The organism is Aeromonas sp. 2692-1, from assembly GCF_013085505.1.
GTDB lineage: Bacteria > Pseudomonadota > Gammaproteobacteria > Enterobacterales > Aeromonadaceae > Aeromonas > Aeromonas hydrophila.
The window spans coordinates 95,946-109,065 of record NZ_CP038513.1; the positions used below are offsets into that span (position 1 = coordinate 95,946).

General features: G+C 62.2%; 8 protein-coding genes and 3 tRNA genes. 3 read left to right on the forward strand and 8 right to left on the reverse strand.

The window, feature by feature from the left end; genetic code table 11:
• Window positions 1-46: 46 nt before the first annotated feature.
• The 4 genes from msrB to malQ all read right to left on the reverse strand — a co-directional run bounded on the left by msrB (window position 47) and on the right by malQ (window position 7,086).
• Window positions 47-439, reverse strand: a complete 393-nt coding sequence (gene msrB / locus E5E97_RS00490) for a peptide-methionine (R)-S-oxide reductase MsrB (protein ID WP_017411114.1) — start codon at window positions 437-439, stop codon at window positions 47-49.
• Between the two features lie 56 nt (window positions 440-495).
• Window positions 496-2,637 (reverse strand): glycogen debranching protein GlgX, encoded by a 2,142-nt coding sequence (glgX, locus tag E5E97_RS00495; RefSeq protein WP_171279700.1) that lies wholly within the window; start codon window positions 2,635-2,637, stop codon window positions 496-498.
• On the reverse strand, window positions 2,637-4,814 hold the full coding sequence (glgB, locus tag E5E97_RS00500) for a 1,4-alpha-glucan branching protein GlgB (RefSeq protein WP_171279701.1): 2,178 nt from the start codon (window positions 4,812-4,814) through the stop codon (window positions 2,637-2,639). The genes glgX and glgB overlap by 1 nt, the downstream gene beginning before the upstream one ends.
• Window positions 4,815-4,896: 82 nt before the next feature.
• Window positions 4,897-7,086, reverse strand: a complete 2,190-nt coding sequence (malQ, locus tag E5E97_RS00505) for a 4-alpha-glucanotransferase (RefSeq protein ID WP_171279702.1) — start codon at window positions 7,084-7,086, stop codon at window positions 4,897-4,899.
• Between the two features lie 346 nt (window positions 7,087-7,432).
• Here malQ and gap point away from each other — a divergent pair, with 346 nt between their 5' ends.
• Together gap and E5E97_RS00515 are read left to right on the forward strand one after the other, a co-directional pair.
• Complete coding sequence (gene gap / locus E5E97_RS00510; protein WP_011707358.1) at window positions 7,433-8,428, forward strand: type I glyceraldehyde-3-phosphate dehydrogenase; 996 nt, start codon at window positions 7,433-7,435, stop codon at window positions 8,426-8,428.
• Window positions 8,429-8,543: 115 nt separating this feature from the next.
• Window positions 8,544-9,410, forward strand: a complete 867-nt coding sequence (locus tag E5E97_RS00515) for a D-hexose-6-phosphate mutarotase (protein WP_171279703.1) — start codon at window positions 8,544-8,546, stop codon at window positions 9,408-9,410.
• 70 nt (window positions 9,411-9,480) lie between these two features.
• Here E5E97_RS00515 and nadA read toward each other — a convergent pair whose 3' ends face one another.
• Window positions 9,481-10,554 (reverse strand): quinolinate synthase NadA, encoded by a 1,074-nt coding sequence (gene nadA, locus E5E97_RS00520; protein WP_171279704.1) that lies wholly within the window; start codon window positions 10,552-10,554, stop codon window positions 9,481-9,483.
• A gap of 140 nt (window positions 10,555-10,694) precedes the next feature.
• Between nadA and E5E97_RS00525 the strand changes: the two genes are divergently transcribed.
• Window positions 10,695-12,800, forward strand: a complete 2,106-nt coding sequence (locus tag E5E97_RS00525; protein WP_139750004.1) for a methyl-accepting chemotaxis protein — start codon at window positions 10,695-10,697, stop codon at window positions 12,798-12,800.
• Between the two features lie 49 nt (window positions 12,801-12,849).
• Here E5E97_RS00525 and E5E97_RS00530 read toward each other — a convergent pair.
• From E5E97_RS00530 to E5E97_RS00540, 3 genes are all read right to left on the reverse strand, one after another.
• Window positions 12,850-12,925 (reverse strand) — tRNA-Val (locus tag E5E97_RS00530).
• 17 nt (window positions 12,926-12,942) lie between these two features.
• Window positions 12,943-13,018 (reverse strand) — tRNA-Lys (locus E5E97_RS00535).
• Between the two features lie 22 nt (window positions 13,019-13,040).
• Window positions 13,041-13,116, reverse strand: a tRNA-Val gene (locus E5E97_RS00540).
• Window positions 13,117-13,120 lie beyond the last annotated feature (4 nt).

Below are 13,120 nucleotides of genomic sequence, written 5' to 3' on the forward strand. Positions count from 1 at the left end.
CCTGCCAAGGCAGGGGGCCGTTTTTGCATGCATGCCGGGCGCAGACTCAGGGCTCGGGATCGAAATCCAGACTCAGGCTGTTGACGCAGTAGCGCTGACCGGTTTCGGTCGGTCCGTCCGGGAAGACGTGGCCGAGGTGGGAGCCGCACTGGCTGCAGGTGATCTCCACCCGCTTCATGCCGTGGCTGCCATCCTCGGTGTAGGTCACGGTCCCCTCGATGGCCCGATCGAACGAGGGCCAGCCGCAGCCCGAGTCAAACTTGGCATCCGAGTGGAACAGCACCTGCTTGCAGCAGACGCACAGGTAGTCGCCGCTCTTGCGGTTGTGGAGCAGGGCGCCGCTGTAGGGACGCTCCGTGCCCTTCTCCCAGCAGACGTGATACTGCTCGGCGCTCAACTGCCGGCGCCACTGCTCGGGGTTGGGGGTGTTGCCGCTCATACTGACTCCTTGCCGTGAATATCGGTGCCCAGCATACCCAGTCAGGGCGCCGCGCTCTACCCCGCCAGCGGGAACTGTGATCCGCTTGGCAACACGACGGCAACATCCGGGGTGGCGACCACCCCCTCCTCGGCCAGCGCCACCGCACTCAGGGCGACCCGCTCCAGCAGTTTGAGGGAGTGGGCCCGGCCCACCGCCACCTGCCGCTTGATGTCGTCGGGCAGGAACGGCAGCCCGTCGTTGGTGGCGGTGTCGATGGTCTGGATCCACTCCAGCCCCTCCCCCGGCGGCGGCAGACGGAACTGGATGTCGTAGTCGCTGGCGTTGAACAGCACGTACCAGCGCTCCCCGCCGCAGCCGATCATGCCGATGTCCATGGCAAATGCCTGCCCCATGGGGGCGTGCCAGTCCTGATCGGTGAGCTGATGGCCGTCCGGGTGATACCAGTTGACCTGGTGGCAGCTGCTGGGGGCGCCGTTCCAGCTGTCGTCGCTCAGCTGCAGGTTGGAGAAGACGGTGGACTCCGCCCGCAGCGCCAGCATCTGCTGGGTGAAGGCGAGCAGCCGCTCATCCTCCGGCCGCCACTGCCAGTTGACCCAGCTGATCTGGTTGTCCTGGCAGTAGGCGTTGTTGTTGCCGAGCTGGCTGCGGCCCATCTCGTCGCCGGCGAGGAAGTGCGGGGTGCCTTGCGACAGCAGCAGGGTGGCGATCAGGTTGCGCTTCTGCTGCTGGCGCAGGTTGTTCACTCTGGGATCGAGCGTCGGCCCCTCCACCCCATGGTTGTTGGAGAGGTTGTTGCCGTGGCCATCCCGGTTGTCCTCGCCGTTGGCCTGGTTGTGACGCTGGTTGTAGGAGACCAGATCCTCCAGGGTGAAACCGTCGTGATAGCAGAGGTAGTTGACGCTGGTATGGGGGGAGCGCCAGTTCTTCGGGAACAGATCCCGTGAGCCGACCAGCCGGGTGGCAAAGTCCCCCATCTTGCCCGCATCGCCGCGCCAGAAGGCGCGCACCGTGTCGCGGTAGCGGTCGTTGATCTCCAGCCACTGGCTCGGGAACTGGCCGAGCCGGTAGCCGAACGGGCCGATATCCCAGGGCTCGGCGATGAGCTTGACCCGTGCCAGCACGGGATCCGCCATCATGGCCTTGAAGAAGGCCCCCATGGGGTCGAACTCGCCCGCCTCCCGTGCCAGGGTGACCGCCAGATCGAAGCGAAAGCCGTCCACCTGCATCTCGGTGACCCAGTAGCGCAGGGCGTCGAGCACCAGCCGCAGGCTGTTGGGGTGATCCAGATTGACGCTGTTGCCGCAGCCGGTGACGTTGGCGTGGCGAGTGTAATCGGGGCCGTGGGCGCCCGCCTCGAAGGCGTAGTAACCGGCGTTGTCAAAGCCCTTGAAGGAGAGCATGGGGCCGTCGAAGCCCGACTCCGCGGTGTGGTTGTAGACCACATCCAGGATCACCTCGAGCCCGGCCCTGTGCAGCTCGCGCACCATGGTCTTGAACTCGGTCACCGCCTCCTGCGCCGCATAGCGCGGTTCGGGGGCGAAGAAGGCGATGGGGTTGTAGCCCCAGTAGTTGGTCAGCCCCAGCTGCTCGAGCCTGGGCTCGGACATGAAGGCCGCCACCGGCATCAACTGCACCGAGGTGATGCCGAGGGACTTCAAGTGTTCGATGATGAGCGGGTGGCAGATGCCCAGATAGGTGCCGCGCAGCTCGCTCGGCACCCCCTGATGCTGGCGGGTAAAGCCCTTGACGTGGGTTTCATAGATAACGGTGCGGGCCGGCTCGATGGCGGGCTTGCCCACTCCCTGCCAGTCGAAGGCATCGTCCACCACCACGGATTTGGCCACCATGGCCGCACTGTCCCCCTGATAGAGGGCATCATCCCAGTGGGTCGGGCGACTGAGCGCCTTGGCGTAGGGATCGATCAGCAGCTTGTCAGGGTCGAACAGCATCCCCTCCTGCAACGTGCCGTGCACCCGGTAGCCGTAGCGCTGACCGGCCTTGACCCCGCGCACATGGCCGAAGCGGTACTGGCCGCGCCGGCCGGGCAGCTCGAGGCGGGCCAGCTCCCGCTCCTGCTCGTCAAACAGGCAGAGCTCCACCTTGTCCGATTGCGGCGCCCAGACGCAGAAGTGACAACCTGTCTCGTCGAGCAGGGCCCCCAGCGGATGGTCCTGCCCCTTTTCCATTGCGAACATCAAGACTCCTGTTTGATGAACAAGGTCGCGAGCGGCGGCAGATCCAGCACTATGCTGTGCGCCATCCCCTGCCAGGGGGTCGACTCGGCGACAAAGACCAGACCCACATCATAGTTGCTGCCCCAGTAATGCTCGCTGTCGGTGTTGAGCACCACCCGGTAGTGACCGGCCGCCGGCACCCCGAGCCGATAGGCAAGCCGCGGCACCGGCGTGAAGTTGCAGGCCACCACCAGCGGGTTGGCCCCCTGCTTGTCGGCCCGCAGCCAGGCAAAGATGCTGTTGTCGGCGTCGTTGTGATCCAGCCAGCGGAAGCCATTCTGCTCATAATCCGCCTGATACAAGGCAGCTTCATGACGGTAGAGGTGGTTGAGATCGTGGATCAGCCGCTGCTGGCCGCCGTGCTTGGGATACTGCAGCAGGTGCCAGGGCAGCTGGGCATCGTGATTCCACTCGTTGCTCTGGGCGATCTCGGTGCCCATGAAGTTGAGCTTCTTGCCGGGATGGGCATACATGAAGCCCATGTAGGCGCGCAGGTTGGCCGCCTGCTGCCACTCGTCCCCCGGCATCTTGTAGAGCATGGAGTGCTTGCCGTGCACCACCTCGTCGTGGGAGAGCGACAGAATGAAGTTCTCGTCATAGTGGTACACCATGGAGAAGGTCATGTCGTTGTGGTGGTAGCGACGGTGAATGGGCTCTTTCTGCATGTAGGTGAGGGTGTCGTGCATCCAGCCCATATTCCACTTGAAGCCAAAGCCCAGGCCACCCAGGAAGGTGGGACGGGAGACCCCGGCGAAGGCGGTGGACTCCTCGGCGATGGTCATGGCGTGGGGGTACTTGCCGTACACCTCCTCGTTGGTCCACTTGAGCAGGCTGATCGCCTCGTAGTTGTGGTTGCCGCCATCGACGTTGGGCACCCACTCGCCGGCGTTGCGCGAATAGTCCAGATAGAGCATGGAGGCGACCGCATCCACCCGCAGACCGTCGACGTGAAACTTGTCGAGCCAGAACAAGACGCTGGCCACCAGGAACTGGCGCACCGTATTGCGGCCGAAGTCATAGATGTAGGAGTTCCAGTCCGGGTGCCAGCCGCGGCGCGGATCCTCGTACTCGTAGAGCGGGGTGCCGTCGAAGCGGGCCAGCCCGTGGGCATCGGACGGGAAATGGGCAGGCACCCAGTCGAGGATGACGCCAATGCCGGCCTGGTGGCACTGATCGACGAAGTATTTGAAATCATCAGCCGTGCCGTAGCGGCTGGTGGGCGAGAACATGCCCACCGGCTGGTAGCCCCAGGAGCCGCTGAATGGGTGCTCGGAGACCGGCAGCAGCTCGATGTGGGTGTACTCCATCCGCTTGACGTAATCCACCAGTTCCACCGCCAGTTCGCGCCAGCTCAGGCTGTCGCCGTTGGGATGGCGTTTCCAGGAGCCGACGTGCAGCTCGTAGATGGAGAGCGGCTGCTCGCGTTTGTCGTTGAGCTGGCTCTCGCGCCAGGCGGCATCCTGCCACTGGTACTGGTCGTGGTCATAGACCACGGAGGCGAACGAGGGGTACTGCTCGCAGTAGAAGCCTACCGGGTCGCTCTTGTGCGGCAGCCGGTTGCCCGCCGGGTCTTTGAGTTCGAACTTGTAGCGATCCCCGGCCTTGAGGCCCGGCACGAACAGCACCCAGTGACCGCACTGGCTGCGCTGCATCGGGTGGCGACGGCCATCCCAGAAGTTGAAATCGCCGATGAGGCTCACCGCGGTGGCGCTCGGCGCATAGACCGCAAAGCGCACCCCCTCCACTTGCTGGTCCAGATGCGCCACGGTGCGCAGCTGAGCACCGAGCGTGTGGTAGAGGTTTTCCGGCTGGTAGGTGAGTTCCGCCAACCCGGCCCAACCCGCATCCTGGAACTGGTAGGGATCGATGACCTCGACGGTGACATCTGGGTAGTCGGCAAGCAACTGGTAGGGGAAGGGATTTTTACGGCGGGTGAAAACAGTTTCAAAGAGGCCCGAATCATCGGTGGGCGCCAGGGTGGCAACAATCTTGCCCGACTTGAGATCCCTGACCCGTACGGCCTGGGCATCGGGTAACCAGACGGTCAGCTTGAGGCCGGGCCCATCCGGATTGGCCTGCAGGCCTAAGTGGGAGAAGGGATCGGAACAGCGGGCTGCAACCAAACGTTCAACGAGCATCGAGATTTCCTTTCATAGCTGAGCATCCGCTCCGGCCTGGGCCGAAGCGGATGTAAGTGAGTCACGTTTTGTCGGCAGTGGCTCAACGACTGGCCTCGTCACGGGCCTGGCTCATCTTGCCTGCCAGCGCCTTGAGCGCCTCATTGGCAAAAATATCCTCCAGATCGGTAGACAGCTTGCGGCGCCAGTTCGGGTACTCGTAACTGGTGCCCGGCACGTTGACCGGCTTGTCCATCTCCAGCCAATCCTCCAGCTGGGTGCTGAACAGGGCGCAGCTGCCGCGAGACATGTGCAGTTGCAGACCGTGGTTGAGCTCGGTGTTCATGCCGACCCAGTTCACGTCGTGGCTGATGTTGCCGGAGATCACCCCGTGGCCGTGCAGGCTGTCGAGGATCCGCTGCTTGGCCTGGTGGCGATCAGCATACAGGGTCTTGAGTACGTCTTCATCCGGATACAAGCCCAGCTCGCGCCCCAGCGCCAGATCGTCACAATGCCAGAAGCCCTTGAGGGTCGGCATGTCATGGGTGGTCAGCGCTGACATCGCCTGCTCGGCGTAGTGAGCCGGAGAGATGAAGCCGCCATCGGCCTTGGAGCGCTCGAAGAAGAACACCTTGTAGGAGTGGACGCCGTTCTCTTTCAGGGTCACGTCGATCCCCTCCGGCACGGTACCCAGATCCTCGCCGATCAGCAGACACTGGTTGCGGTGGGACTCGAGGGCCAGGATGCCGAGCAGGTCGTTGACCGGGTAATAGATGTAGGCGCCTTTGGCGGCCGACTCTCCGGGCGGCACCCACCACAGGCGCAGCAAGGCCATCACGTGGTCGATGCGCAGCGCGCCGCAGGAGCGCATGTTGGCGCGGAACAAGTCCACCATCGGCTGGTAGGCCGCCTCGAACAGCTGGTTCGGGTTCATGGGGGGCAGGCCCCAGTTCTGGCCGAGCGGGCCCAGAATATCGGGCGGCGCACCGACCGAGGCTTTCGGGCAGTAGAGATCCCGGTTGGCCCAGATCTCGGTGGAACCTTCGGAGACGCCCACCGCCAGATCGCGGTAGATCCCCATCACCATGCCTGCCGCCTTGGCACGGGCGTCGGCCCGGGCCAGCTGCTCGTCGGCCAGGAACTGCAGATAGAGGTAGAAATTCACATCCTGGCGGTGCTCGGCCATCCAGGCCGCCACTTCGGGATTGTGGTAGTCACGGAACGGCTCCGGCCACACCGGCCAGCCCCAGGCATTCTCGCCTTTGGCGTAGAAGTGGGCCTGCAGGGCATCGAAGGCGGCCTGTTGCTGCAGGCTGTCGCCGCCGGCGGCAACGAATGCATCGAAGGCGGCCTGGCGCTCGGCGCTCAGGCTGGCCTGGTCAAACACCTGACGCAGCATGCCGAGTTTGGTCTCGACGACGCCGGTGTAATCCACGTTGCCCTTGGCACGCAGCTCGCTCAGGTGCTGCTGGAAAGCGGGGTTCGCCACCTCGGCCTTGAGCCGGGCATTGGCCAGAAATTCGGGCACGGCTTCCACATCGATGTAGGCCACGTTGAGCCAGCGCCGGGACGAGGGGCTGTAGGGGCTGGCGCTCTCCGGGTTGGCCGGATAGAGGGCATGAATCGGGTTGAGACCGACGAAGTGAGCGCCCCAGGCGGCCATCTTCTCGACCAGTTGACCCAGATCGCTGAAATCGCCGATGCCCCAGTTGTGGCGGCTGCGCAGGCAGTAGAGCTGCACACTCGGGCCCCACACCTTGCGGCCATTGGCGATGGGAGGCTGCTTGTAGCACGCCTTGGGCGCGACGATGAGGCGCATGCTGGCGAGCGGCTCGTCATTGCCCTCCTCCAGCAGGATCAGATCGTGATAACCCAGCTCGGGCTGCACAGCCAGAGCCACGCGATAGGCCTGGCATTCCATCTCTTCGAATTCGGCCACGCCGACCAGCTCGCCGTCGATGGGGGTGAGCTGACCGGACAACAGGCCGCCCTGCTCCAGCTTGAGCTGCCAGCTGAGGGCGTCGTTGACGAATTCGATGGGCAGACGGACTTCGAGGGTAATGGGTTCGCCGCTGCGGACCACCATCACGGGATCCAGCGCACGCAGCCAGTGCTGGCGGTGCTCCTGCTCAAGCTGCTCGGTCAGGGCGGCCTCGTCATCGACGCGGTAACCCATGGCGCCCAGCATGGCGGCCTTGCTATCTTCGGATACCTGAGCCGGGTGGCCCCAGGCATCAACATACTCGCTGGCGATACCTTTGGCGGCAGCCAGCTGTTCAATCAGGGTGGTCATAGTTTGAGAATTCCCGCTGTGGATTCTATCTATACTATTTTGATTAATTTTTATGGGTGGTACTTGAACAGTGGCTCTATGGGCCATGCTAAACCGCGCACATTTTTACACATCTGCCTGGCTGGTTGTGTGACCGAGCAGGCACTATTGTTGATAACCGCACCGCCAGGAGATAGATAGTTATTTCGACAAAAGCTGGTAGTCAGTTACATAAACAGAAAATAAATTTCACAGTTTTTCATGATATAGCGCAATTTCAGACAGATTGTTGGTTGACTCACGGGGGAGTTCTAGTAAATTTACAAACGGAATTTTCTTTGACTACTGAACAGTTAGGTAACCAATTATGACTATCAAAGTAGGTATTAACGGTTTTGGCCGCATCGGCCGTTTCGTCTTCCGTCTGGCCGCTGAGCGTTCTGACATCGAAGTGGTTGGTATCAACGATCTGATCGACGTTGACTACATGGCCTACATGCTGAAGTACGACTCCACTCACGGCCGCTTCAAGGGCACCGTTGAAGTCAAAGACGGCAACCTGGTTGTCAACGGCAAAACCGTACGTGTTACCGCTGAGCGTGACCCGGCCAACCTGAAATGGGGCGAAATCGGTGTTGACGTTGTTGCCGAAGCTACCGGTCTGTTCCTGACCGACGAGACTGCTCGCAAGCACATCGCTGCCGGCGCCAAGAAAGTCGTTCTGACCGGTCCGTCCAAAGACGCTACCCCGATGTTCGTAATGGGCGTTAACGACGCTACCTATGCTGGCCAGGACATCGTTTCCAACGCTTCCTGCACCACCAACTGCCTGGCTCCGATCGCCAAGGTTCTGAACGATACCTTCGGTATCGAGTCCGGCCTGATGACCACCGTTCACGCTACCACTGCTACCCAGAAGACCGTTGATGGTCCGTCTGCCAAAGACTGGCGCGGTGGCCGCGGTGCGGCTCAGAACATCATCCCGTCCTCTACCGGTGCTGCCAAGGCTGTTGGCGTGGTTATCCCGGAACTGAAAGGCCTGCTGACCGGTATGGCTTTCCGCGTTCCGACTCCGGACGTGTCTGTTGTTGACCTGACCGTCAACCTGAAGAAAGCTGCCACCTACGCAGAAATCTGCGAAGCGATGAAAGCTGCTTCCGAAGGCGCCATGAAGGGCGTTCTGGGCTACACCGAAGACGAAGTGGTTTCTACCGACTTCCTGGGTGAGCGTCAGACCTCCGTATTCGACGCCAAAGCTGGTATCCAGCTGAACGACAAATTCGTTAAAGTTGTATCCTGGTACGACAACGAAATGGGCTACTCCAGCAAAGTTCTGGACCTGATCGCTCACATCTCCAAGTAATTTGGGATACGCAATCAAGTAGCTTGAAAAAGGCGGCCATGGGCCGCCTTTTTGTATTCTGGACCGGGATTTTTCCAACCCTCTCTTCTGAATGTGCGCGAGCACAGGAGTCCTCATGCAACCGACACGCTCTCTGACTGCCCACTGTACCCTCAGCCACCACCCGGCTGGCCAACCCCTGCTGACCGTCGACAACGGCTACGCCAAGGCAGAAATCAGTCTGTTTGGCGCCCACGTGCTCAGCTACCAGCGTCACGATGAACCCGCCTCCATCTGGCTCAGCGACAAGGCGGTACTGGATGGCAGCAAACCCATCCGAGGCGGCATTCCCCTCTGCTGGCCCTGGTTCGGCCCGGCTCCTGCCCGCGTCGGCAGCGGCAAGCCCTCCCACGGCTTTGCCCGCACCAGCCTGTGGACGCTGGACGGTGTCTCCGATCTCGGTGACGGTACACTCGTCCACCTCTCTCTGCGTGACAACGAGGCAACCCGCCAGCTCTGGCCTCATGCCTTCGAGCTGGAGCTGGACGTGCTGGTCGGCAAGGAGCTGGCCCTGGTACTGACCACCCGCAACACCGGCAAAGCGCCGCTCGTCTACAGCGGCGCCCTGCACACCTACCTGCAGATAAGTTCACCGGAGTCAGTGAGCGTCAGCGGCCTTGGCGAGCCCTATGCCGACAAACTGACCGGCCAGAATGGCCAGCAGCAGGGCCCTCTGACCCTGAACGGACCGCTGGATCGGGTCTATTGGCAGCCTGCGGCCCACGTCAGCATCCAGGATGGCGAACGCGAGACCCGGGTGGTCAGCGGCAACCACGACAGCGTGGTGGTCTGGACCCCCTGGATCGAAGGAGCTACAGCCATGGCCGACATGAGCGATGATGGTTATCGCACCATGCTCTGCGTCGAAGCCGCCATCGCCAGCGAGGCAGGCGTGACCGTTGCACCGGATGAGGAGCACAGCTTCTCCACCGTGATCATCTGAGCTGGATGAGGTTCAGATAAATAAAGAGGGCTCCCGCGGGAGCCCTCTTTGCATCTCTTTGTCTTGGTGATCAGGCATTGCCCTGGGTCTTGAGCCTGAGCTCGGCGGCGAAGTTGAGCATGCGGTCGAGCGGGATCAGGGCCTTCACCCGCAGATCCTCGTCCACCAGGATCTCGTGACGCTCGGCGCCATCGGTGAGGGCCTCCTTGATGGCCACCAGGCCGTTCATCGCCATCCAGGGGCAGTGGGCACAACTGCGGCAGGTCGCGCCATCGCCACCGGTCGGCGCCTCCACCATATCTTTCTCCGGGCAGGCCTGCTGCATCTTGTAGAAGATGCCGCGATCGGTCGCCACGATCAGCTTCTGCTGGGGCAGCTCCTTGGCCGCCTTGATCAGCTGGCTGGTAGAGCCCACCGCATCGGCCAGCTCGATCACCGAGGCTGGGGACTCCGGGTGGACCAGCACGGCGGCATCCGGATTCTGCTCCTTCAGCTCACGCAGGGCGCGGGCCTTGAACTCGTCGTGGACGATGCAGTGGCCCTGCCAGCGCAACATCTCGGCGCCAGTCTTCTTTTCGATGTAGGCACCGAGGTGACGGTCCGGGCCCCAGATGATCTTGTGACCCTGGCTGTCCAGATGTTCGACGATCTCCAGTGCGATGCTGGAGGTGACCACCCAGTCCGCCCGTGCCTTGACCGCCGCCGAGGTGTTGGCGTAGACCACCACGATATGGTCGGGATGGGCGTTACAGAAGGCGGAGAACTGCTCGATGGGGCAGCCCAGATCAAGCGAGCACTCGGCCTCCAGCGTCGGCATCAGGACTCGCTTGTGGGGGCTCAGGATCTTGGAGGTCTCTCCCATGAAGCGCACCCCGGCGACGATCAGGGTCTGTGCGGCGTGATCACGGCCAAAGCGGGCCATCTCGAGGGAGTCGCCGACGAAACCACCGGTCTCCTCCGCCAGCGCCTGGATCTCGGGATCCGTGTAGTAGTGGGCGACCAGCACCGCCTTGCGCTCCTTGAGCAGTGCCTTGATGTCTGCGATCAGGGTCGTCTTCTGCTCGGCGCTCAGGGGAAGGGGCTTGGCCGGAAACGGATAGTCCATCTCGACTACCGGCGGGACATTGTTCAGTGCATTGCTCATTGCGACTGTTCCATCAACGCTTGGAAAGGCAAAAATTATAACCAGAAGCCGCGCACAAACCCATCAACAAATCCGGTGCTGCGCAAGTGTCCGAATATACTCAAGTAATTCGTTGTCATTCTTGCCAAAGGAGTTGTCGAATGAAACAACGTTCCCTCAAAACCAAGCTGCTGTTGCTCACCATGGGGCTGTTTCTCGCCAGCGGCCTCGCCATGACCCTGATGCAGTCCTCCTCGCTGAACACCCTGCGCAGCAACATCGTCAGCCAGACCCGCAAGGCGCTGGAGCAGGAAGTCTCCCGTACCCTGCAGTTCCAGGCCGAACGCTATGCGGTGCAGATCGCCGACTTGTTGCAGCAGTCCTATCAGGTGCCGCTGGGCATGGCGGCCCAGCTGGAGGGCAGCATGGCACAGCCGGACAGGCTGCTGAGCCGCCCCCAGGTCGAGACGCTGCTTCACAGCCGACTGCAGCAAGCGGGCGGCATCAGTTCCATCTATGCCCAGTTTGAACCCGACGGGTACGACGGCCAGGATGCCAGCTGGCAAGCCGGCGCCTCCCACTCCGTCGTCGGCAAGGGCAGCCTGGAGATTTATTTCACCCGCGACCAGGGTGGCCAGATCAGCCAGCAGCCGGTGGATGCCGCCACCAGTGCCGCCAAATACGACACCTCGGTCAACGAGTTCGGCATCCGCAACAGCGAATGGTACCTGTGTGGCCGCGACACCCTGCGCCCCTGTCTGATGGAGCCCTACCTCTACGAGATAAGCCCCGGCAACAAGATGCTGATGACCAGCCTGACGGTGCCCGTTCTGAAAGCCGGCAAGTTTGTCGGCATCACCGGCGTCGACATGAACCTGCCCATCTTCCAGCAACTGGCCGAGAACCTCGGCAAGAGCCTGTATGACAACCAGGCCGAGGTCACCCTGATCAGCAAGATGGGCCTCATCGTCGGCAGCAACCGTCACGCCGACAAGCTGGGGCGGCCGCTGACGGAAGCCGGCCTCACCGCCCCCACCGGTCAGGAGCAGGACACCGAGACCGATTTCATACTGCAACAACCGGTCAGGATCGACGCCGCCGACACCCAGTGGTGGCTGATGCTCAAGGTGCCCAAGGCGCTGGCACTCAGCCAGGCCAACACCATCAGCAACCAGCTTGGCGACTTGCTGCAGGCCACCCAGCAGCAACAGCTGATTGCCATTGTCGTCATTACCCTGCTGGCGCTGGCGCTGCTCATCTGGTTCATCCAGACCATCACGGCCCCCCTCTCCCTCATCAGTCGCCATGTATCCCATCTCTCCAGCAACGAGGGTGACCTGACCCAGCAGATGAGGATAGACACCCACCAGGAGCTGATCGAGCTGGGCGGCCACCTCAACGCCTTCCTCGGCAAGTTGCGCGGCATGGTGCAGGGCAGCAAGCAGATCGGCCAGCAGGTGCACCAGCAGGCCCAGGGCATGAAGCAGACGGCCGACACCATGCGCAGCAGTCTGGACGAGCAGAGTCTGGAGCTGGAGAGCGTGGTCAGTGCCATGCATCAGATGAGCACCACGGCGGTCAGCGTGGCGGGCTATGCCGAGCAGGCAGCCCAGGAGTCGGAAACGGCCACCCATCACATCAGCACGGCCCAGCAGACCCTGAGCCGGGCCCGCACCGAGATCCACACCCTGGTTGAAGACATGCACCTCGCCGACAAGGCCGTCGCCCAGGTGGCCCAGCGCAGCACCAACATCAGCCGCATTCTCGACGTGATCAGAGCCATTGCCGAGCAGACCAACCTGCTGGCGCTCAATGCGGCCATCGAGGCGGCGCGGGCGGGCGACATGGGGCGCGGCTTTGCCGTGGTGGCGGATGAAGTACGGGCGCTGGCCAACAAGACCCGGGAGTCCACCGACGAGATAGGTCAGCTCATCGGCAGCCTGCAGACCGAGGTCAACAGCAGCCAGCAGTTGATGAGTACCGGCATCACTCGCTCGGCCAGCACGGTGGAAGGGACGGAGCAGGCCTTTGAGGCCCTCAATCAGGTGGTCACCCAGATCCAGCAGATCCACGATCACATCAGCCAGGTGGCCACGGCGGCCGAGCAGCAGAGCGCCGTCAGCGACACCATCAACCAGAATCTGATGCGGATCGGCGACGCCGCCACAACCCTGGGGCAGGAGGCCAACGCCAGCCATCATCTGAGCGAGCAGCTGGAGCAGGCTGCCACGGCACTGGCCACCCAGCTCGAGCGACTGAGAACCTGACGCCGAACGGCCATAAAAAAAGCCCGCATTGCTGCGGGCTTTTTCAATCTGGTGGTCGTTACTGGGATCGAACCAGTGACCCCCTCCTTGTAAGGGAGGTGCTCTCCCAGCTGAGCTAAACGACCTGGGATTCTTGAAATGATGGTGGGTCGTGCTGGATTCGAACCAGCGACCAATTGATTAAAAGTCAACTGCTCTACCGACTGAGCTAACGACCCATCTAAATCATTTTTACAAACTTGGTGGTCGTTACTGGGATCGAACCAGTGACCCCCTCCTTGTAAGGGAGGTGCTCTCCCAGCTGAGCTAAACGACCTGGG